Raw genomic sequence first — 19,241 nt, 5'->3', positions numbered from 1 at the left:
GCCAGACGTACCATCCCCATGCCCTGAGCTCGGCGCCCACGTGCCGCGGATGCGTGCACCGGCGCCGGTTGGAACTGAGTATAGCGACGCAAAAATGAATGGCGCCAATCGAAAACGTCCGGAATTACCGATAGATACTCACGATCAGCAATCCGTCTCCCCGATTCGACTGCGATGTGCGCCCTACGATTTCGCACCGAGCCGGAATTTGTGCAACAACGGCTCGGCATATCCGCCAGGCTGCGCCCGCCCTCTCAATACCAATGCCTTCGCCGCCTTGAATGCCAGCGACGAGTCAAGGTGACCGGACATCGGCTGGTAATGCGGATCGTTGGCGTTCTGTGCATCCACCACCTTCGCCATGCGCGAGAACGTCTCGTTCACCTGCGCTTCCGATACCACTCCGTGATGCAGCCAGTTCGCAATGTGCTGACTCGAAATGCGCAGCGTCGCGCGGTCTTCCATCAGGCCGATATCGTGAATATCCGGCACCTTCGAACATCCGACGCCCTGATCGATCCAGCGCACCACGTAACCCAAGATCCCCTGCGCGTTGTTCTCGATCTCCTGACGGATTTCCTCCTCGGACCATTGCGCCTTTTCGACGACAGGTATCGTCAGCAAGTCGTCGAGCAGTTCGTCGCGTGCGCTGTCGTAGCTGGCTTTCTCGAGCTCCTGCTGCACGGCCTGAACGTCGACTTGATGGTAGTGCAGCGCGTGCAGCGTCGCGGCCGTGGGCGAGGGAACCCAAGCCGTGTTCGCGCCCGCTTTCGGATGCGCGATTTTCTGTTCGAGCATCGCGTACATCAGGTCGGGCATCGCCCACATGCCCTTGCCGATCTGCGCGCGCCCTCGCAATCCCGAGCTTAAGCCCGCCAGCACGTTATTGCGTTCGTAAGCCGCGATCCATGCCGACGATTTCATGTCGCCCTTGCGCATCATCGGACCCGCTTCCATCGTGCTGTGCATCTCGTCGCCGGTGCGATCCAGGAAGCCCGTATTGATAAACGCCACCCGCGCCGATGCCGCCGCAATGCACGCCTGCAGATTGACGCTCGTGCGGCGCTCCTCATCCATGATGCCCATCTTGATAGTGTGGCGGGGCAGCCCAAGCAGATCTTCGACACGGCCGAACAGTTCATCGGAGAACGCGACTTCCGCCGGGCGGTGCATCTTCGGCTTGACGATGTAGATCGAACCGGTGCGCGAATTGAGCTTGTTCTCCAGGTCGTGCAGCGCGCCCAGCGAGGTCATCACGGCATCCAGAATGCCTTCGGGAATCTCGTGACCGTCGCCATCGACGATCGCCGGATTCGTCATCAGATGCCCGACATTGCGGATGAACAGCAACGAACGGCCATGCAGCTTGCAGGTCGAGCCATCGGGCGTGGTGTATTCGCGGTCGGCATTCAGGCGGCGCGTGAAAGTCTTGCCGTTCTTCGTGACCTGCTCGGCCAGATCGCCTTTCATGAGGCCGGTCCAGTTGCGGTAGAGCTGGACTTTGTCGGCGGCATCGACGGCGGCAACCGAATCTTCGCAATCGATGATCGTGGAGACAGCCGCTTCCATCAGTACGTCCTTCACGCGCGCGGGGTCGGTTTTGCCGATGGAGTCCGTCGCGTCGATCTGGATCTCAAAGTGCAGGCCGTGATGCTTCAGGAGGACTGCGGAAGGGGAGCCCGCATCGCCCTGATAGCCGATGAACTGCGCGGGGACCTCCAACGCAGATGAGCCGTTCTCGAGCGTAACGGCGAGTTTGCCGCATTCCACGCGATACGCGATGGCGTCGAAGTGCGAGCCGTTGGCGAGCGGCGCGGCCTGATCGAGGAATGCGCGGGCACGGGCGACCACGCGCGCTCCACGGATCGGGTTGAAGTGCGCGGTGTGCTCGGCGCCATCGGTGCCGGGGATTGCATCGGTGCCGTAGAGTGCGTCGTACAAACTGCCCCAGCGTGCATTCGCGGCGTTGAGCGCGTAGCGCTGGTTCGAAAGCGGCACGACGAGTTGCGGGCCGGCTTGCACGGCGATTTCAGTATCGACATTCTGGGTCGTCGCCTTGACGGCTGCGCTCGCCGGCACGATATAACCAATGCCTTCGAGAAACGCACGATATACCTTCAGATCGCGCACCGGCCCCGGGTTTGCGCGGTGCCACTGGTCCAGCTCCGTCTGCAGACGATCGCGTTCGGCGAGCAGCGCGCGGTTCTTCGGGGCAAGGTCGTGGACCAACTGGGCGAAACCGCTCCAGAAGGACTCGCTGTCGATGCCGGTCTCGCGCAACGCCTCATCGTCGACAAATTTACTGAGTACAGCCGCGACGCGCAGCCCGTTTCGCTCGATCATTTCACCCATCATGTGCTCCAACAGTTTCAAATATTGGATCTTCGCGGAAAAGTGTGATGAAAAATCGCCATTTTTCAGATTCGAGGCAGCATGCAAGTGAGGATCTTCAGGCGCAGATATTCCTCATCTCGCAATCCGTACGCGCGTCGCTGGATAACCCGAACCTTGTTGTTGAGTCCCTCAACGAATCCGAGCGACACCTTGTTTTCTGGCTTGCAATAGGAAGCAATCCCGTCCCAATGACGCTCGACCATCGCGGCAAACTTCTCGTAGGGCTTCAAACGCTGCCACTTCAGGCTGGATTTCCAGTTCTCGAAGAAGCGACGTGCCCAGCCTTCGCGCTCGTAGTCCCACAACTGCCCGAACGACTCCTTGAGCAGGTACGCGGTATTCAGACGTCGGTTCGCTGCGAGAAGCGTCTTCAACGAGTTCCTGCCTTCCATCGACAGGTTCTCGCGATGACTGAGCAGAACGTACTTCTGGCCTTTGATGTAGCGCCGCTGCTCGCCTTGCAGGCGAGCGTATTCGCTCTTGCGTACTTCATCCAGGGCTTCGTTGAGCTGCTTTATGACGTGGAATTTGTCGTACAGGATGGCCGCATGCGGCACGCGTTCCTGTGCGACGTTGTAAAACGGCCGCCACATGTCCATCACGACAAGCCGGATTCCGCGGGCCTTTTTCTCGCCCAGCCAGTCATAGAACTGATGCATGCTGGCCTCCTTTCGATCTTCGCCACCGAACCAGATCGCACGGCCCCGTATCAGGTCGCTCACAACAATGCGGTACGTCTGTCCCTTGCCAATCGAAATCTCGTCGATGCCGATGACCTTCGGCCCGGGCGTGCCGAACCGCTGCACTTGTGCCCGCATGTACTGCATCTCGAGGTCCTTGACCGTATGCCAGTGCAATTTCAGTTCGTCAGCCACGTCCTTGATCGTGCTGTCGCGACAGCGGCGACCGACGTACCACGCGAAGCGCTTCGCGTAGTGAGGGTTGTCCGCCAGAAAGCTCAGTCGTTCGCCTTTCACGCTGCCATCGCATCGACAGCGGACCCGACGAGCTTCGAGTTCCAGGTAAATCCGTACATCGCCGTTCGGCAGATCTCGAACGCGACGCACCCTGCGATCGTGGATTGAGCACCGCCGACCACATCCCTTGCAGGCCGTTTTTTTGAGCGCCGAAACAGCGTGACGACGCGTGCCATGCGATCACCGAAGACACCGCGCAGCGCTTCGCAAGGACGGAACCCGTCGAACCGGTATGCGTCGGAAAGACGCTTGAGTTTGCGTGAAGTAGCCATCGCGAAATCATGCCCGATTTCGAGAGGCCATCAAGACGCGCAAACCCTTGCCCAGATTGGCTCTTCGACATTTTCATCATGAAAAACCATCACACTTTTCTGCGAAGACCCCAAATCAAATATTAATCAGTCAGCCATTGAGGCTGTTTGCGGCGGTTCTGGCCACTTGCGAATCCTGATCCGGCTTGACGCCCGACACGCCAACTGCGCCCACAACGTGCCCGTCGACGACGACAGGCACCCCGCCTTCAAGTGTCCCGGCCAGCGGTGCGCTCAGGAATGCGGTCCGGCCGGCGTTGATCATGTCTTCGTATTGCTTCGATTCACGTCGACCGAGTGCCGACGTACGTGCCTTTTCGGTCGCAATGTAAGCGCCTATCGGCGCACAGCCGTCGAGGCGGAGCAGGGCCAGCAGATGGCCCCCGTCGTCGACAACCGCGATCGTCACTGCCCACTGGTTTTTCTCTGCTTCCGCGCGCGCGGCTTCGAGGATCCGCGTAGCCTCTACAACGGTCAATACTGATTTGCTTTGCATGTCAGGGTTACCAAGTCTGTGTGTTGAAGTGAAGTGTCGCCACCGACAGATGCCGGTGGCCGGGATACGTTTCGCAATGCACCGGGTTATCCGCCGAGCGCGCCTTGCGTGTTGACGTGCACCGCATAAATGGACTGCGACGACGCCATGAACAACCGGTTACGTGCGCGCCCACCGAAACACAGATTCGCGCAGCGCTCGGGCAGGGCGATCCGGCCAACCATCTTTCCTTGCGGCGAAATGACCATGACGCCATCGAGTTCGTCGTTGCCCATGCCCCAGCCACACCACAAATTGCCGTCGATGTCCGCGCGCATGCCGTCAATCGTGCCGACCCCCGCGTCATAGAACAGCCGGCCTTTACCGATTCCGCGACCGTCCGCATCCATTTCATAAACGTGAATCAGCCGGTTCGGCACACCGCGTGACTCGATGATGTAGAGGTGCTTCTCGTCGGGTGAAAAGCACAGGCCGTTCGGGCCTTTCAAGTCGCGGGTGACCACGGACGCTTCGCCCGTCACGCCATCGATCCGATACACCGAATGCGGGAGTTCCTGTTCCGCCTTGATCCCTTCGTAGTGCCCGGCAATGCCCATCGGCGGATCGGTGAACCAGATAGAACCGTCCGATTTCACTACCAGATCGTTCGGAGAATTAAGCGGCTTGCCTTCGAAGGAATCGAGGAGGACCGTAATGGTGCCGTCGTACTCGGTGCGCGTGACGCGACGGCCGTGCTCGCATGTGACGAGCCGTCCCTGCCTGTCGCGAGTGTTGCCGTTCGCGTAGTTCGAAGGGTTCCGGAACACGCTGACCACGCCAGTTTCCTCCTCCCATTTCAGCATCCGGTTGTTCGGAATATCACTCCAGAGCAGGTAACGGCCATCGCCGAACCACACCGGCCCCTCGGTCCACCGGTAGCCGGTAGCCAACCGTTCGACAGCCGAAAAGGCGACGCGGTATTTATCGAAGGAAGGGTCCAGCGAGATCACACGGGGGTCGGGGTATCGCTCAGCTTGTTGCCACATCTCAATCTCCTGTTCGGGTACCGGCATCCCCCAATGCGGCGGCGCGGTCGATAGTAGTATAAGGGAAATAAGTAAGCGCTTTCTCTTGAGCTCGCGACTGAAGTACCATAAGATGCCATGAAACCCGGATGTTCTAGCAGTGGTGCCTCCGACCGTAACGGACATTCAGGAAAGCGATTACTCGCATCGTGTCCTTTTTTGACCCTTGTGGGTGCATTTTTTAGGAAGGCAATCCCTGATGACTGAGATGACGAGTAAGAACGTGACCGGACCGGTGATCCGATTGCACCCCGCTGACAACGTGGTGGTTGCGCGCATCGACGTCGCGATCGGTACGCCGGTTTCATCGGAGGATTTTGTTTGCCGCAGCCAGGTGGCCGCGGGTTACAAGATCGCGGCGACGTCGATCAAGAAGGGCGAGCCGGTTCGCAAGTACAACGTGGTGATCGGTTTCGCCACGACGGATATTTCGCCGGGCACGATGGTCCATAGCCATAACGTCGAGTTCCGTGAGTTCAACCGGGACTACGCGTTCAGCGCCGACTACCGGCCGGTCGAGATGCTGCCCGAAGGCGAGCGCGCCACGTTTCAGGGCATTGTGCGAGACAACGGTGAGGTTGCCACGCGCAACTATATCGGCGTGTTGTCGACAGTCAATTGTTCGGCCACGGTCGCGCACAGGATCGCCGAATGGTTCACGCCGGAACGGCTGGCGGACTACCCCAACGTAGACGGCGTGGTTGCGTTCACTCACTCAATCGGTTGCGGCATGGAGATGAGCGGTGAGCCGATGGCGCTGCTGCGTCGGACCATGGCGGGTTACGCGCGCCATCCCAATCTCGCGGCCGCACTGATTGTCGGGCTGGGATGCGAGCGCAATCAACTGGCCGGACTGATCGATCAGGAAGACCTGAAGGCTGATTCGCGGCTGCACACCTTCATCATGCAGGAGAGCGGCGGCACCCGCCGGACCATCGAGGCCGGCGTGGCTGCGGTAAAGGCGCTGCTGCCCGACGCTAATCGCGTGAAGCGCGCGACGGTTTCCGCCAGCCACCTGAAGATCGGCCTGCAATGCGGCGGTTCGGACGGCTTTTCGTCGATTACCGCAAATCCTTCGCTCGGCGCGGCGATGGACTTGCTGGTCCGTCATGGCGGCACGGCCATTCTCTCCGAAACACCCGAAATCTACGGCGTGGAACATACGCTCACGCGGCGTGCCGTCAGCCGCGAAGTCGGCGAGAAGCTCATCGAGCGGATCCGCTGGTGGAAAGACGAATATTCAGTCGGCCGAGACGTTCAGATCAATGGTCAGGTGAGCCCTGGCAATCAGGTGGGCGGCTTGGCGAACATCTTTGAAAAGTCGATTGGATCATCGATGAAAGGCGGCACTGGGCCGCTGATGGAGGTGTATCGGTACGCCGAGCGGGTCAAGCAAGCTGGACTCGTTTTCATGGACACGCCCGGTTTCGACCCGGTCTCGGCGACCGGTCAGATTGCCGGCGGCGCGAACCTCATTGCCTTCACCACAGGACGCGGTTCGATGTTCGGCGCCAAGCCCGTGCCATCGCTCAAGCTCGCCACCAACACGCCGATGTACAGCCGCCTCACTGAAGACATGGATCTGAACTGCGGCGGCATCTTGGATGGCGTTGCGTCGGTCCAGAGCACGGGTCAGAAAATCTTCGACGCCATTCTTGCCGCCGCGTCGGGCGAGCGCACAAAGAGCGAAATGCTCGGGCTGGGCGACCACGAATTCGTACCGTGGCAGATCGGCATCATGAGTTGAGTCGGCAGCAGTTCAGCGCATCGCGAGGGCGAACGGCCACTTATACCGATAAGTAAAGCCGCAGCCGATAGCCAGTCGAACAAAATAATGGAGACAACCCTTGAGTACCCAGACACCCGCAATACGGATACCTGACAGCGCAGCAAGCAACTCGATCTACACGCGGGTGACCTGGCGCTTCATGCCGTTGCTGTTCGTCTGCTACGTGGTGGCGTATCTGGATCGGGTTAACGTGGGCTTCGCCAAGCTCCAGATGCTCAGCGATCTGAACTTCAGCGAGGCGATGTACGGCTTCGGCGCCGGGATCTTTTTCATCGGGTATTTCTTCTTCGAGGTGCCGAGCAACTTGCTGCTGCACCGGCTCGGCGCGCGCCGCTGGATTGCCCGGATCATGCTGACGTGGGCCATACTCTCGGCCGCGACCGCATGGGTCACCACGCCCACGATGTTCTACGTATTGCGCTTCTTTCTGGGTGTGGCCGAAGCGGGTTTTTTCCCGGGGCTGGTGCTGTATCTCACGTATTGGTTTCCATCGCATCGTCGCGGCAAGATGATCGCTTTCCTGATGGCCGGCAATCCGGTGGCGGGCATTGTCGGCGGCCCGATATCGGGCTTCATCATGCAGCGCCTTGCGGGGAACGCGGGGCTTGCCGGCTGGAAGTGGCTGTTCATCCTGGAAGCCGCCCCCGCGGTAATTCTGGCAGCGGTCATTTTCTGGTTCCTCGACGACCGGGTGAAGGATGCAAAGTGGCTGCCGGTTCAGGACCGCGAATTCATCGCATCGGAAATCGATGCGGAAGCACGCACCAAAAGCCACGGCTCCGTGCGCGAGGTCTTTACGTCGCTCAAGGTCTGGACCTTGTGTGCGATTCTCTTCGGTATTGTGATGGGCTCTTATGCTGTTGGCTTCTGGCAGCCCACCATCATAAAGGGTTCGGGTGTCACGGACGCCTTCACCATCGGCCTGCTCGCTGTCGTGCCTTATCTTGCCGCCTTGATTTCGATGATCGTGGTCGGACGCCATGCAGACCGCACGCGTGAACGCCGCTGGCACGTCGTGTTGCCGCAATGCGTGGCGGCGGCTGGCTTCGTGATGTGCGCCTATGCGGGCAACAATACGTATATTGCGTTGCTTGGCCTGACGCTTGCCGCTTCGGGTGTGATTACCGCCTTACCCATGTTCTGGGCCTTGCCCACATCTTTTCTCGGTGGCACCGGTGCGGCCGCCGGCATTGCATTGATCAATTCGACGGGCAATCTCGCGGGATTCGTAAGCCCTGCGCTTGTCGGGTGGCTGAAGACGGTTTCGCATTCACTTGATTCGAGCCTGTTCCTGATCGCGGGGTCGCTGATCGTGTCTGCCTGTCTCATCTTGACGCAGCTTCCGGCCAGGCTTGTCAACAAGTAGTACCTTCATGGCATTCGCGAGAAGTGTCAGACAATAAAATTCGGCATCCTTACCTATACGGAACGGAGACAACATGAAGACTGGGAAGTATCGCTACGTCGTCGCCGTGCTACTGTTTATTGCGGGCGCGATCAATTACATGGACCGCGCGGCGCTTGGCGTGGTCGCACCTATCATCAACAAGGAGCTGAGTCTTTCTCCGTCGCAACTCGGCGTGGTGTTCAGCAGCTTCTTCTTCGGCTATTCCATCTTCGCATTCGTCGGCGGCCAACTCGCCGACAAGTACGGACCGCGCCGGGTGTTCTCCTGGGCGATGGGGGCGTGGTCCATTCTCTGCGGCCTGACTGCGGCCGTGACCGGATTCGGCACGCTGCTGATTTCCCGGGCGCTGTTCGGCTTCGGCGAAGGTCCGATGAATTCGACGACCAACCGGACCATCACGAACTGGTTTCCCCGGCATGAAACCGCGACCATGGTCGGCTTTACGTTTTCGGGGCAGACGGTAGGCAGCGCAATCGCCGGGCCGGTCGTCGGACTGATTGCGATTTCTTATGGCTGGCGTACGTCGTTCGTGATCATCGCGGCGTTCGGGCTGGTGTGGATCGTCGTCTGGCGCCTGTTCGTGACCGACAAGCCCGCCCAAAGCGCCCGGGTCGGCGCGGCCGAACGCAAAATGGTCGAAGTGAGCCGCGGCGCGGCGCACCCGGCCGAAGGTGGCGACGAAGCCACGCCGCTGCGTAGCTACCTGTTTCGTCCGAGTACGCTTGCGCTCGGGGTCGGCCTGTTCGCGGTGAACTACACGCTGTTCGTGTTCATCTCCTGGATGCCGAGCTATTTCACCAACGCGCTGCATCTGGACATGAAACACATGAGTATTCTGAGCGCGGTGCCATGGGCATGCGGCGGGATCGGATACTTCGGCGGTGGCCTGCTCGCCGACGCGTGTTTCAAGCGCATGAGCAACAAGCTGATGGCGCGCAAGCTCTCGGCGATCGTGCCGCTCGCGCTCTCGGGTCTCGCGCTGGTGGGCGTCAGCATGGTCGATTCCGTAGCGCCGGCGGTAATTCTTGTTGCGTGCGCCGTGCTGTTCCTGACGGCTTCGTCGCAAGCGTGCTGGGCCACCATGCACGAGCTTGTGCCAGGCAGGCACCTTGGCGGCGTAAGCGGCTTTGTTCACCTGATGAGCAACATTTCGGGCATCGTCGGTCCGACCATGATGGGTCTAGCGGTCCAGTACCTGGGCGGTTACAGCAGCGGCTTCATGCTCGGCGCGGCGGTCGATTTGGCCGGCGTGCTGGCCATGCTGCTGGTCATCGGCCGGCGCACCACGGCAGGCGAGGCAACGGGGACGGCTACCGCCGCCGAAAAATCAGCTACGTGAATATCGTTCTTTTTTCGAGTCGATTGACTGCCATGAAACCCGTCATCGTTGACCCTGAGCAAACCGATTACCAGACATGTTCGCGGATCGTTTCTGTGGAGGCACGCACCATTCGCGTGCCGCTCGACCGCCACACTGCATTCTCGACCCGTCTCGTGACTGCCCGCGACTACACGGTCGTGCGCGTCACGACAGCCGATGACCGTTACGGCATCGGCTTTTGCTACGGCGGCAGCCGCGCCGGCATGCTGGTCACGTATGCCGTGCGCGAATTGTTCGCGCCGCTGTTCCGCGGGCGCTCCGCGCTCGATGTCGAAGGCTCGTGGCGCGCCATGTACGACGAGTCGCTGCTGCAAGGGCGTGCCGGCTCGGTCATGCGGGCGTTGTCCATCCTCGACATCGCCTTGTGGGACCGGAACGCACGTGCCGCCGGCCTACCGCTAAGCCGTTACCTCGGCGGTACGTCCGCCGCCACCGTGCCGGCCTATGCCAGCGGCGGCTACTACCTCGAAGGCAAGACGCCGGAGCATCTCGGCGAGGAAATGGCGGGCTATGTGGCGCTAGGTTTCCGCGCCGTGAAGATGAAGGTAGGGCGGCTCGATCCGCGCAGCGAGGAAGCGCGGATCAGGGCTGCACGGCAGGCCATCGGCGACGATGTGCTGCTGATGCTCGATGCCAACAACGCCTGGTCCGATGTGCCAACCGCGCTCGAATACTTGCGCCGATACGAGCCGTTCAACCCGTACTGGATAGAAGAGCCGTTCAGTCCCGACGACATCGAAAGCCACGCGCAACTGAGCCGGCGCACACCGGTGACCGTTGCGACCGGCGAGATAGAAGCAGGGCGCTGGCGGCATCAGGAACTGCTCGATAAGCGCGCGGCCATGATCCTTCAGTCGGACGCGGCGGTATGCGGCGGAATCAGCGAATGGCGGCGGATCGCGGCGTCGGCCGCGGCGGTCGGTGTGACGATGTGCCCGCACTGGTTCCACGATCTGCACGTGCATCTGGTGGCGTCGACGACCAATGCGCGCTATGTCGAATTTTTTCCGGACGATCAGGTGCTGAATTTCCGCCGGCTGGTGGATACGCAGTTGTCGTTCGCAGACGGCATGCTGATCGTGCCGACTCGTCCAGGCCTCGGATTCGATTTCGATGAAGCCGCGCTGAACGAATACGCGCTGGACGACTGGGCATAAATGGAGAAGCAGTGATTGGCTCGACAAGTCCGCCGGTTGCGCATGCAACCGGCGGATGTTTCATTCACGGCATCAGGCGGTGACTTCGATTCTCGGCATGGAGAAGCCGATCTCGCGCAGTGCGGCGGCGAGCGCATCGCATTGCGCCGGCGTCAGATCGACGAGAGGAGGGCGTACGACGCCCCACTCGGAATCGTTCGAATACACGCCGATCGCTGCTTTGAGCGCAGGGATCATCGGGAACTTGGCGAACACCGCCCGCGTGGCATCGAGTTCTGCCTGACAGGCATCGGCGTCGGCCGATTGCCAGTGACGATACAACTCGACGATAGCCCCCGGGTTGACGTTCCCGGTCGCGGTGATGCAGCCGACGCCGCCCGCACGCATCGTGGCCAGCAGGAAAGTTTCGCTGCCAGCGAATACATCGAAGCCTTGCGGCTGAAAGCGCTCGAGCATGGCCTGTGTGTTACTCCAGTCGCCCGAGCTGTCCTTCACGCCGGCGATCACGCCCGGGAAAGCAGCCAGCAGCCGCTCGATCAGCGCGAGGCTCAGCGGTACCTGAGACACGGGCGGGATGTGATACAGATAAATGCGCAGGGCATCGGAACCCACGCGCTCAATGATCTGCGCATAACTGCGGAACAGGCCTTCGTCGGTGACGCCCTTGTAGTAGAACGGCGGCAGCATCAGCACATTATTCACGCCGAGCGACAGCGCATGGCGTGTCAGTTCAACAGTGTCGGTGAGGGCCGAGCAGCCGGTGCCCGGCATCAGGCGATCGACCGGAATGTCCGCGTCAACCAACGTTTCGAGCAGCTTGATTTTCTCGCCGACTGCGAGCGAATTCGCTTCTGAGTTGGTGCCGAACACAGCGAGTCCGACGTCCTGTTCGATAAGCCACCGGCAATGACGGACATAGCGGTCGTGGTCCGGAAGAAGGTCTTTTGTGAAGGGCGTGACCACGGGCGAGTAGACGCCGCGGGGCCGGTTGACTGAGGTCATCGCGTGTTCCTTTGGGTTTAAGTGAGGGTGTTTCGCGCCATTCAGACGGTGTTCTGTCGCGCGGACGAGCGGGCCTCGAGCGCTTCGGGATTGACACAGGTCGACGAGAGCTTGCCGTCGAGCGCGTCGACGAGATTGCGTACCGCGCGCATGGCCATGTTCTCGCGCGTCTGTTGCGTAGCGGAGCCGATATGCGGCACCGCTACCACATTGGGGAGCTGGAGCAGCGGCGAGTCCGGCGACACGGGTTCGCGTTCGAACACATCGAGGCCGGCGGCGAGAATGCGGCCTTCACGCAGATGCGCAATGAGGGCGGCTTCGTCGACGACCTGTCCGCGAGCACAGTTGATGAGAATGGCCGACGGCTTCATGGTCCCGAGCTCGGCGCTGCCGATCAGGCGCTCCGTGGCGGGAGATAGCGGCACGAGCACGCAGACGAAATCCGCAGTCGCGAGTAGTTCGGGCAGCGGGCGCCATTGCGCGCCGTAGCGCTCCTCGGCTTCGGGGTTGCGGGAGCGGTTGGAATAGATCACGTCCATGCCGAAGCCGAGGGCGGCGCGCCTCGCGACCGCGTTGCCAATGCGCCCAAGGCCGACGATTCCAAGCGTTTTGTGATGCACGTCGACACCGAATTGCGCCTCGCTGACCGTTCGCTTCCACTGGCCGCGACGCGTCCAGTCGGCAAGTTCGGAAATACGCCGGGCGGTCGCGAGGATCAGGCTGAACACGAGATCGGCGGTGGTTTCGGTGACTTCTTCCGGCGTGTTGGTCAGAACGATGCCGCGACGCGAGAGTTCGGGGACATCGAAGGCATCGAAGCCGGCCGAAATGGTGGAGGCGACCTGAAGTAAGGGCGCCGCATCAAGGATCTCGGGCGTTATCTTGAGATTGTTGCCGACCATCCCGTGAGCCGTGCCCAAGGCGCACCTGAACGGCGCGAGGTCACCGGACGAAACGTCGACCAGATCGACGGAGCAGTGCTCACGAAGAAGCCCCAGCACAGCAGGAGGCAACGAACGATAAGCCACGACATGCTTCATGAAGACCTCGAGGGAATGCTGTTTGAGAGGGTGGCTATGCGGCATCGAACGCCACCGAAAAGAACCGCTTGCCGAAGCACTATAAATATCGTTAAGATTAACGTCAAGATTATTGATAATGTCATCGACGATTAAGGGGCAAGGATGAGCGAGAAGAAAAGCGGTTTGCGGCAGGGCCTGACGAACTACGGCGATGAGGGTTTCTCGCTGTTCCTGCGCAAGGCGTTCATCAAGGGCGCGGGCTATACCGACGACGCGTTATCGCGTCCGATCGTGGCGATCGCGAACACCGGCAGTGCCTACAACCCGTGCCACGGCAACGCGCCGCAATTGATCGAGGCGGTAAAACGCGGCGTGATGCTGGCTGGCGGGCTGCCGGTCGAATTTCCGACGATCTCGATCGCCGAGAGCTTTTCGCATCCGACCAGCATGTACCTGCGCAATCTGATGTCGATGGACACGGAGGAGATGATCCGCGCCCAGCCGATGGATGCGGTGGTGCTGATCGGCGGCTGCGACAAAACCGTCCCGGCCCAGTTGATGGGGGCGGCGGCGGCGGGCGTTCCCGCCATTCAACTGGTGACGGGCGCCATGCTTACGGGCTCGCATCGGGGCGAGCGGGTTGGGGCGTGTACGGACTGCCGTCGCTTCTGGGCGAGCTTTCGCGGCGACCAGATCGACGCGGCCGAGATCGAAGCGGTCAACAACCAGCTCGTCGCGACGGTCGGGACCTGTTCGGTGATGGGAACGGCCAGCACAATGGCCTGCATTGCGGAAGCCTTGGGCATCATGCTGCCCGGCGGCGCGTCCGCGCCTGCCGTAACCGCCGATCGCATCCGCATTGCGGAGCGCACCGGCGCTCAGGCCGTGGCGATGATCGGGCGGGACCTCAGCCCAACGGCGATCCTGACGCCCAAGGCAATCGAAAACGCGTTGCGGGTGCTGCTCGCGATTGGCGGCTCGACCAACGGCATCATTCACCTCACGGCAATTGCGGGCCGACTCGGGATTCGCATCGACCTTGCGCAGCTTGACCAGATGGCGCGCGAGACGCCTGTGCTGGTCGATCTGAAGCCGTCGGGTCAGCACTATATGGAAGACCTGCATCGCGCCGGCGGTTTGACGACCGTCATGCGCGAGATCAAGGGCCTGTTGCATCTCGATGCGCTCACCGTGACCGGCCGCACGCTCGGCGAAGAGCTCGATGCCGCGCCCGCCAGCTTCCCGCAAGACGTGGTCCGTCCGTTCGAGCGCCCGATTTACCCGCAAGGCGGGATTGCCGTGTTGCGTGGCAATCTTGCGCCAGGCGGCGCGATCATCAAGCAGTCGGCCGCAACCGCCTGCCTGATGGAACACGAAGGCCGCGCCGTCGTCTTTGAGGATGCGGAAGATCTGGCCCGCCGTATCGACGACCCTGATCTGGAGGTGGAAGCGCACGACGTACTCGTGCTCAAGCGGATCGGACCGGTGGGTGCGCCGGGCATGCCGGAAGCGGGCTACATTCCCATTCCGCGCAAACTCGGCCGCCAGGGAGTCAAGGATATGGTGCGCATTTCGGACGGCCGCATGAGCGGCACGGCGTCCGGTACGGTGGTGCTGCACGTCACGCCGGAAGCCGCGATCGGCGGTCCGCTTGCAATCGTGCGGACCGGCGACCGGATTCGCCTGAGCGTGGCAGACCGTTCGATCGAACTGGCGCTTAGCGACGAGGAAATTGCCGCGCGTCTAGCCGCCTTGCCGGCGCGCCAGGCCGATCCCGACGAGCGGGGGTATCGCAAGCTTTTCCTGACCACGATCACTCAGGCCGACGAGGGCTGCGACTTCGACTTTCTACAGGCGACCCGCGTCACCGCGACGGTTCCAGGCGATGGAAGCAAGATTTAAAGGCCTCGCTTTTTCGTATAGGCTCGCGGCTTGGATCAATTTGCGGACCCTCGTATGACCATCACTGCCAAGTCCAGACGCTCCGATGCCCCCGCAGCCAGGACGGTCGAGCGCGACCGTAATGTCGACCAGACCTTGCGCAGCGTCGCGGACGAACTCGAGGAACAGATCGTCCTCGGCGTTCTGCATCCGCGAGAACGGCTCGTGGAAGACGATTTGTGCGAGCGCTTCAACCTGAAGCGCCACGTGGCGCGGCAGGTGCTGGCGGAGGTGGAGCGGCGCGGGCTGGTCGAGCGCCGCAAGAATGTGGGCGCGCTGGTCAAGTCATACACGCCGCGCGAGGTCGCCGAGCTGTATGCGCTGCGCGAGCTGCTCGAGGTCGACGCGGCCAGGCGCATCGTGTTTCCGGTCAGCCGCGAGGCGCTCGATTCGTTGGCGGCCATCCAGGCGGAGCACGACGCAGCGGCCGACGTCGGCGATCTGCGGCGCGTGTTCCGCGCGAACATGGCGTTCCACCATGCGTTCTTTGCGTTGTCGGAAAGCCAGGTCCTGACCGAGGCCATTCGGGAGTATGAGCGCAGGACGCATGCCATCCGCTCGGTATCGATCGTGTTTCCGCAGTATCTGGAGAAGGCGCGCGCGCAGCATCACCAGATGATCGAGGCGCTGCGCACCGGCGACCGCGAATCGTTGATCGGGTTGTGCCGGGAGCATCTGGTGCCGTCCCGCGACGCTTATCTCGAAGCGCAACACCGCCGCTCGTTCGGCTACGCCGCACAGAAAAGCGAAACCGGTTAACTGCTTTACCGAATGACACGGAGAGTATGAATGACTCGAGTACTGATTACCGGCGCGGCCGGTCACATCGGACGCGTACTGCGCGCCGGTTTCCAGGGCCACTATGCGTTGCGCCTCGCCGATATTGCGCCGCAAGCCGAGGCGCAGGCGGGCGAGGATATCGTGACCGCGGACATCACGCGGCTGGAAGATCTTCTGCCAATTATGGAAGGCGTGGACGTCGTCGTGCATCTGGCCGGCATTCCGGACGAGGCGCCCTGGGAGCGCATCCGCGACATGAACATCGAAGGCTGCTACAACGTTTTCGAAGCGGCGCGTCGAGCGGGCGTCAAGCGCGTGGTGTTCGCAAGCTCGAACCACGCGGTGGGTTTTCATCGTCGCGACCGGATGATCGATAACACCGTCGAGCCGCGCCCGGATAGCCGCTACGGCATCTCGAAGGTGTTCGGCGAGGCGCTTGGCCGGATGTACGCCGACAAGCATGGCATGTCCGTTGCGTGCATCCGTATTGGCTCGTTCCGCCCGGATGACCGGCCTACCGCACCGCGGCACCTCTTCACATGGATCAGCCATCGCGATATGGTGCAGGTGGCGCGCCGTTGTATCGACTACCCGGACTACCATTTCGCAGTCGTGTATGGCGTCTCCGCTAACGCGCGCAATCGCTGGGACAACGCCAACGTGCGTTTTCTCGGGTTCGAGCCGGAAGACGACGCCGAACTGCACACGGCGGAGATCGCCGCAACAGGACAGGTGGAAGATACGCGCGAGACGCTTTTTCATGGCGGCTTTGGCTGTCTCGTTGAATTCGACGGCGATCCGCAGCAGATCGACTAAGCGTGACGGGTCCATCGTCGCAAGGTGTGCGTCGCGTTATAGTATGCGGTCGTGAATTGACATCCTTCATGACCCTACGACGAGAAGCAGGTGGACGTTGAACACAGAACTAAAGAAGAGGGCGTCGCGCCGAAAGTCCAATGCGATTTCCGTCATGGACGTCGCGCGTGCCGCCGGGGTATCCACGGCGACCGTGTCGCGTGTCCTTAATGGCAACGGCACGGTCGCTCCGGCATTGCAGGACCGGGTGCGCGAGATCGCGCAAAAACTTGGCTACACACCGCACGCTGCTGCGCGGGCGCTCGCCTCGCAGCGCTCGAAGACCATCGGCGCGGTGATTCCCTCGCTCGAGAACCAGAACTTCGCGCTGGGCGTATTCGCCCTTCAAAAACGTATCGGCGAAGCAGGTTATACGCTGCTTCTGGCGTGCTCGTACTACGACCAGGAGGACGAACTCAAACAGGTCCGTGCGCTGATCGCCGATGGCGTTGCCGGACTGATGCTGGTCGGCCGCAGTCATTCGCCCGCGTTGTACGAACTGCTCGCGAAGGAGCAGATTCCGCTGGTCAACGGCTGGACCGTCGATCAGCATCATCCGTACGTTGGGTTCGACAATATCGCGGTGGGGCGGCGGATCGCGGAATATCTGCTCGATCTCGGGCACGTGCATTTCGGCATGATCACCCAGATGACCCAGCACAGCGATCGCGCAGCCGATCGGATCATCGGCGTGCGCAGTGCCTTGCAGGCGCGCGGACTTGAGTTGCGTCACGAGCATCTGATCGAGATGCCGCACAAGATCATTGAAGGGCAGATGGCCATGCGTGCGCTGATGCAGGGGCCGGTCCGGCCGACTGCCGTCATTTGCGGCACCGACCTGCTTGCCGTGGGAGCGCTTGCCGAAGCGCACGAGGCGGGCATAGACATCCCGGGCGAACTGTCGATTGCCGGTATCAACGACATCGAGTTCGCCAGTTTCACGACGCCGCCGCTCACCACCATGCGCCTGCCCGCGGAAGAAATCGGCGCGCGCAGCGCCGAATACCTGCTCGCCCATATAGAAGGACGGCCGGTCAGCTCGCAGAACATCGTGCCCACCGACCTGATCGTGCGTGGCACGACGGGCCGTGCGCCGGCCAAGGGTTAAGCCGGACTCGCGCTTACTTGGCGAACAGCGACGCCATGTCGGCGAACGCCTTGAACTCCACCGCATTGCCCGACGGATCCAGGAAGAACATGGTCGCCTGTTCGCCGACTTCGCCCTTGAAGCGGATGTGCGGCTCGATGATGAACTTTGTGCCGGCGGCGCGAAGCTTGCCCGCGGCCGCTTCCCACTGTTCCATGGAAAGCACTGCGCCGAAGTGGCGAACCGGAACGTTGTCGCCATCTACTGCGCTCGTGTTTCGGTGTCCCGCTTCGTCCGGCGACAAATGCGCAACGATCTGGTGGCCATAGAAATTGAAGTCGACCCATTCCGGCGAACTGCGGCCTTCGGAGCAACCGAGGAGGTCGCCATAGAAGCTGCGCGCCGCTTCGAGGCTATGGACAGGAAACGCGAGATGAAACGGGGGCATGGCTGCGCTGGCTGGATGACTCATGGTGGCTCCTGGAAAGGGTTTGTCCGGTTTTGCCAAGACCGATACGTTATTTTAAGATTCGATTCTTCGATTAAAAAACAAATTCTTTTGGCGGTGAGTACAAGTTTTATCGATATATCATGCTTGCATGATCCGAGAACTCAAGACCTTTATCGCGATTGCCCGGGACGGTACGTTCTCGGCCGCGGGAGATAGCCTGGGGCTTACCCAGTCGGCAGTCAGTGCGCAGATCCAGAAGCTGGAACAGGTGCTGGGGACGCAGCTTTTCGAGCGAACAAAGCGCACGGCCATTCTTAACGATGACGGCCAGAACGCGCTCCCGGTCGCTCAGGAGATCGTCGCGCTGTTCGATTCGCTCGTGAACCGTCCTGGCCTGCAGGCCACGGCGCCGTTGCTGCTCGTGGGTGCTATCGCGTCTGCGCAGCCGGTGTTGCTCACGCGCGCGCTGGCGTCGCTGCGCCAGCGCATTCCCAACGCGCGTGTGCGGGTGTTGCCCGGCGTCTCCCTAAGCCTGCTCGGCGATGTCGGCGCAGGCAATATCGACCTGGCTCTGATGATCAAGCCGCCGTTCGCACTGCCGCCCGAACTTGTCTGGCAGCCGCTTCTGAACGAGCCGTTTCTTCTCGCGCTGCCGCCCGGCAGCAAGTATTCCGACTGGCGAGAAGCACTGCGCCACGAGCCCTTCGTGCGTTACGATCGCGCGTCGTTTGGCGGCCGGTTAGTCGAGCAGTTCTTGCGCCGCAAGCGCATTGCAGTCAACGAAAGCCTCGAACTCGACGAACTCGACGCAATTGCCGGGGCAGTGGAGGCGGGCATCGGCGTGGCGCTAATACCGCACACCCATACCCACGGAGGCGGTCGGTTCAATTTCAGGGTATTGCCGATCGATGAGCCCCGCTTCGTGCGCGAAGTCGGGCTTGTCCGTCTGAGAAAGCGCGAAGGCGATGCAAGCGTACTGGCGCTTGCCGAAGCGCTGGAAGCAGTGGCTCAGGAACTGGGCTGAGTGGTTATCTGATGCTGCGCGCGTGAGACGGGTGCTCATGAGTGTGGGAATAAGTGCATCCGTGCGTGAACCTTTTGGCTGTAATCGCTTACCTTATGAGCG

General features: G+C 61.4%; 17 protein-coding genes. 9 read left to right on the top strand and 8 right to left on the bottom strand.

Annotated features, from left to right (window positions below; translation table 11 throughout):
• Positions 1-183: 183 nt before the first annotated feature.
• The 5 genes from B0G77_RS21055 to B0G77_RS21035 form a co-directional block, all read right to left on the bottom strand.
• Positions 184-2,352: a malate synthase G gene (locus B0G77_RS21055; RefSeq protein WP_133663840.1), complete on the bottom strand. Its 2,169-nt coding sequence runs from the start codon at positions 2,350-2,352 to the stop codon at positions 184-186.
• A 65-nt stretch (positions 2,353-2,417) separates the two neighbouring features.
• On the bottom strand, positions 2,418-3,461 hold the full coding sequence (locus B0G77_RS21050; RefSeq protein ID WP_243751078.1) for an ISL3 family transposase: 1,044 nt from the start codon (positions 3,459-3,461) through the stop codon (positions 2,418-2,420).
• Positions 3,368-3,643 (bottom strand): hypothetical protein, encoded by a 276-nt coding sequence (locus B0G77_RS21045; RefSeq protein ID WP_133660564.1) that lies wholly within the window; start codon positions 3,641-3,643, stop codon positions 3,368-3,370. Before B0G77_RS21045 ends, B0G77_RS21050 begins: the two co-directional genes overlap by 94 nt.
• 130 nt (positions 3,644-3,773) lie before the next feature.
• The gene (locus tag B0G77_RS21040) at positions 3,774-4,178 is read right to left on the bottom strand and encodes a heme-binding protein (RefSeq protein WP_133663838.1); all 405 of its coding nucleotides are present in this window, start codon (positions 4,176-4,178) and stop codon (positions 3,774-3,776) included.
• Positions 4,179-4,264: 86 nt separating this feature from the next.
• Entirely contained in the window at positions 4,265-5,203 is a 939-nt protein-coding gene (locus B0G77_RS21035) for an SMP-30/gluconolactonase/LRE family protein (protein ID WP_133663837.1), read from the bottom strand.
• A 238-nt stretch (positions 5,204-5,441) separates the two neighbouring features.
• Here B0G77_RS21035 and B0G77_RS21030 point away from each other — a divergent pair, with 238 nt between their 5' ends.
• The 4 genes from B0G77_RS21030 (at position 5,442) to B0G77_RS21015 (ending at position 10,977) form a co-directional block, all read left to right on the top strand.
• A complete protein-coding gene (locus B0G77_RS21030; protein WP_133663836.1) occupies positions 5,442-6,989 on the top strand; it encodes an altronate dehydratase family protein in 1,548 nt (515 codons plus the stop codon).
• A 100-nt stretch (positions 6,990-7,089) separates the two neighbouring features.
• On the top strand, positions 7,090-8,397 hold the full coding sequence (locus tag B0G77_RS21025; protein ID WP_243751077.1) for an MFS transporter: 1,308 nt from the start codon (positions 7,090-7,092) through the stop codon (positions 8,395-8,397).
• A gap of 73 nt (positions 8,398-8,470) precedes the next feature.
• Positions 8,471-9,778, top strand: a complete 1,308-nt coding sequence (locus B0G77_RS21020; RefSeq protein WP_133663835.1) for an MFS transporter — start codon at positions 8,471-8,473, stop codon at positions 9,776-9,778.
• 32 nt (positions 9,779-9,810) lie between these two features.
• Positions 9,811-10,977, top strand: a complete 1,167-nt coding sequence (locus tag B0G77_RS21015) for a mandelate racemase/muconate lactonizing enzyme family protein (RefSeq protein WP_133663834.1) — start codon at positions 9,811-9,813, stop codon at positions 10,975-10,977.
• A 72-nt stretch (positions 10,978-11,049) separates the two neighbouring features.
• Here B0G77_RS21015 and B0G77_RS21010 read toward each other — a convergent pair whose 3' ends face one another.
• Together B0G77_RS21010 and B0G77_RS21005 are read right to left on the bottom strand one after the other, a co-directional pair.
• Positions 11,050-11,979, bottom strand: a complete 930-nt coding sequence (locus tag B0G77_RS21010) for a dihydrodipicolinate synthase family protein (RefSeq protein WP_133663833.1) — start codon at positions 11,977-11,979, stop codon at positions 11,050-11,052.
• A gap of 41 nt (positions 11,980-12,020) precedes the next feature.
• Complete coding sequence (locus tag B0G77_RS21005; protein WP_133663832.1) at positions 12,021-13,019, bottom strand: D-glycerate dehydrogenase; 999 nt, start codon at positions 13,017-13,019, stop codon at positions 12,021-12,023.
• Between the two features lie 144 nt (positions 13,020-13,163).
• Here B0G77_RS21005 and B0G77_RS21000 point away from each other — a divergent pair, with 144 nt between their 5' ends.
• From B0G77_RS21000 to B0G77_RS20985, 4 genes are all read left to right on the top strand, one after another.
• Complete coding sequence (locus B0G77_RS21000) at positions 13,164-14,903, top strand: IlvD/Edd family dehydratase (protein ID WP_133663831.1); 1,740 nt, start codon at positions 13,164-13,166, stop codon at positions 14,901-14,903.
• A 54-nt stretch (positions 14,904-14,957) separates the two neighbouring features.
• Entirely contained in the window at positions 14,958-15,701 is a 744-nt protein-coding gene (locus B0G77_RS20995; protein ID WP_133663830.1) for a GntR family transcriptional regulator, read from the top strand.
• A gap of 30 nt (positions 15,702-15,731) precedes the next feature.
• A complete protein-coding gene (locus B0G77_RS20990) occupies positions 15,732-16,538 on the top strand; it encodes an NAD(P)-dependent oxidoreductase (RefSeq protein WP_133663829.1) in 807 nt (268 codons plus the stop codon).
• Between the two features lie 97 nt (positions 16,539-16,635).
• The gene (locus B0G77_RS20985) at positions 16,636-17,685 is read left to right on the top strand and encodes a LacI family DNA-binding transcriptional regulator (protein WP_133663828.1); all 1,050 of its coding nucleotides are present in this window, start codon (positions 16,636-16,638) and stop codon (positions 17,683-17,685) included.
• Between the two features lie 13 nt (positions 17,686-17,698).
• On the opposite strand, the gene B0G77_RS20980 is transcribed toward B0G77_RS20985, so the two are convergent.
• On the bottom strand, positions 17,699-18,136 hold the full coding sequence (locus B0G77_RS20980; RefSeq protein ID WP_133663827.1) for a VOC family protein: 438 nt from the start codon (positions 18,134-18,136) through the stop codon (positions 17,699-17,701).
• A 127-nt stretch (positions 18,137-18,263) separates the two neighbouring features.
• Here B0G77_RS20980 and B0G77_RS20975 point away from each other — a divergent pair, with 127 nt between their 5' ends.
• Positions 18,264-19,139: a LysR family transcriptional regulator gene (locus tag B0G77_RS20975; RefSeq protein WP_133663826.1), complete on the top strand. Its 876-nt coding sequence runs from the start codon at positions 18,264-18,266 to the stop codon at positions 19,137-19,139.
• Positions 19,140-19,241: the final 102 nt, after the last annotated feature.

The sequence above is a fragment of the Paraburkholderia sp. BL10I2N1 genome, from assembly GCF_004361815.1.
Classification (GTDB): Bacteria; Pseudomonadota; Gammaproteobacteria; order Burkholderiales; family Burkholderiaceae; genus Paraburkholderia.
This window is presented reverse-complemented; position numbering and strand designations above follow the sequence as displayed.

Excerpts from the sequence above, each read along its gene's own strand:
- B0G77_RS21055 (WP_133663840.1), bottom strand. The coding sequence starts at position 2,352 with ATGGGTGAAATGATCGAGCGAAACGGGCTGCGCGTCGCGGCTGTACTC.
- B0G77_RS21045 (WP_133660564.1), bottom strand. The coding sequence starts at position 3,643 with ATGGCTACTTCACGCAAACTCAAGCGTCTTTCCGACGCATACCGGTTC.
- B0G77_RS21040 (WP_133663838.1), bottom strand. The coding sequence starts at position 4,178 with ATGCAAAGCAAATCAGTATTGACCGTTGTAGAGGCTACGCGGATCCTC.
- B0G77_RS21035 (WP_133663837.1), bottom strand. The coding sequence starts at position 5,203 with ATGTGGCAACAAGCTGAGCGATACCCCGACCCCCGTGTGATCTCGCTG.
- B0G77_RS21030 (WP_133663836.1), top strand. The coding sequence starts at position 5,442 with ATGACTGAGATGACGAGTAAGAACGTGACCGGACCGGTGATCCGATTG.
- B0G77_RS21020 (WP_133663835.1), top strand. The coding sequence starts at position 8,471 with ATGAAGACTGGGAAGTATCGCTACGTCGTCGCCGTGCTACTGTTTATT.
- B0G77_RS21015 (WP_133663834.1), top strand. The coding sequence starts at position 9,811 with ATGAAACCCGTCATCGTTGACCCTGAGCAAACCGATTACCAGACATGT.
- B0G77_RS21010 (WP_133663833.1), bottom strand. The coding sequence starts at position 11,979 with ATGACCTCAGTCAACCGGCCCCGCGGCGTCTACTCGCCCGTGGTCACG.
- B0G77_RS21005 (WP_133663832.1), bottom strand. The coding sequence starts at position 13,019 with ATGAAGCATGTCGTGGCTTATCGTTCGTTGCCTCCTGCTGTGCTGGGG.
- B0G77_RS21000 (WP_133663831.1), top strand. The coding sequence starts at position 13,164 with ATGAGCGAGAAGAAAAGCGGTTTGCGGCAGGGCCTGACGAACTACGGC.
- B0G77_RS20995 (WP_133663830.1), top strand. The coding sequence starts at position 14,958 with ATGACCATCACTGCCAAGTCCAGACGCTCCGATGCCCCCGCAGCCAGG.
- B0G77_RS20990 (WP_133663829.1), top strand. The coding sequence starts at position 15,732 with ATGACTCGAGTACTGATTACCGGCGCGGCCGGTCACATCGGACGCGTA.
- B0G77_RS20980 (WP_133663827.1), bottom strand. The coding sequence starts at position 18,136 with ATGAGTCATCCAGCCAGCGCAGCCATGCCCCCGTTTCATCTCGCGTTT.
- B0G77_RS20975 (WP_133663826.1), top strand. The coding sequence starts at position 18,264 with ATGATCCGAGAACTCAAGACCTTTATCGCGATTGCCCGGGACGGTACG.